This window comes from Anaerorhabdus sp., from assembly GCF_036641015.1.
Classification (GTDB): domain Bacteria; phylum Bacillota_I; class Bacilli_A; order Erysipelotrichales; family Erysipelotrichaceae; genus Anaerorhabdus.
Genome location: NZ_JAVWFO010000035.1, coordinates 16,387 through 17,959, shown reverse-complemented (window position 1 = coordinate 17,959; position 1,573 = coordinate 16,387). Strand labels below are relative to the sequence as shown.

Below are 1,573 nucleotides of genomic sequence, written 5' to 3'. Positions count from 1 at the left end.
GATTTCGATAAAGAATTTACTTTTTGTGCCAAAGATAGTCAATATATTCATACAATTACAAGTGATGAATTATTAGAAAATTTATATAAAATTCTTGAAATGAAGAGCATTGAAAAAAATATAATCATAATTATTCCAAATAGTTCTATATTTATTGATAAACTGCAGAAACTTCAATATGATTTTACTAGATTATTAAGTAAAGGATTATCAAAAGGTATAACCTATTGGCTATTCTCATATACTACAAATGCAGTTCCTTATTCTTTATGGGGTTATTTTAGATACCGTATAGCATCATCCACCATTTCTATACAGGAACTTTCGGTACTATTTGAAGAAAGAATTAAGTCAAATGTTAACAAGGACAATTTTTACTATATAAAAAAAGATAGATTATTATTATTTAGAAAATACACAGTTAATAATGAAGATTTATTACAAATGCCGGTAAAACAAAATACAAAAATATATCTAGATGAGATGGAGACACCTTTGATAAGTGATGATATTTATAATATTGCTAAGAGTTATGAAAATTACCAGTGGATAAATATTGAGAAATTTCCATATATAGTAATAATATCTAGAAATCATTACATGTTAAATGATTTTTGCAGAAAAATGTTTAGTAATATTCCTATAATACAATCAATTGAAGATTTAGTGCATTTTGAGCATGGAATCATATATTGTAATCAAATTGATATTATAAATATCAATGAAATACGTAATTTATTAAAAGATAATACAAAGCCAATTATCTTCTGCATCGATGTAAAAGAATGGTCCTCTAATTGGATCAAGTGTATATTTGAGGATAGATATTGTTTGTGGATAGGAAATGGGTTTAATGATCAATATATAATTCCTAATAATGCCCATATAGATTGTAAACAAGATGAAGGATTCTATTATCATAAAGGAAAAGGGGAGAAGGTTAAGTTAGTAGATGAATTGCGAGATAATAATTAAAATAATTATGATTAATAAAAAATGGATTTTTAACTGTAATTTATCATTAACTTTGCATGAAAATCTAAAAATGTTTTTTAATTGTATTAGTGATGAAATTAAAAATGAATACATATATAGCGAAGTATTATTAATTGTGGATGAGCGAACAAAGAAAGTTTTGTATCCGTATATAGAATGCTCAAAATTAGGTTTTTACAATGGAATTATGCTGTATATATGCTAATTTGGTGTATAATATCACATAAGAGGTGAAGTGTATGAAATTTAATGAATTTAAGTATGAAAGACCAAATTTTGAAACAACTAAGGCTGAAATTGATAAACTCTTAAATGATTTGAGTAATAGCAAAACTAAAGAAGAGTTTATAAATATCTTTGAAGAAATTAATGTAATTCGTGGTCATATTAATACAATGGCAACTTTATGTAGTGTTCGTAATTCTATTAATACTAGTGATGAGTTTTATGATGCTGAAAACAACTATTGGGATGAAATAAGCCCAATGTATTCAGAAATAAACTCAAATCTATATAAAATTATTATTAATACTCCGTTGAAGGAAGAATTGAAAGATGTTATTCCTGAGACATTTTT

1 protein-coding gene and 1 pseudogene are annotated in these 1,573 nt (G+C 25.0%); both read left to right on the top strand.

Features of this window, described 5'->3' with window-relative positions:
- On the top strand, positions 1 to 975 hold a 975-nt coding region (locus RR430_RS06365), incomplete at its 5' end, for a hypothetical protein (RefSeq protein WP_332508789.1).
- A 260-nt stretch (positions 976 to 1,235) separates the two neighbouring features.
- A pseudogene (locus tag RR430_RS06360) lies at positions 1,236 to 1,573 on the top strand (M3 family oligoendopeptidase); the annotation flags it as partial.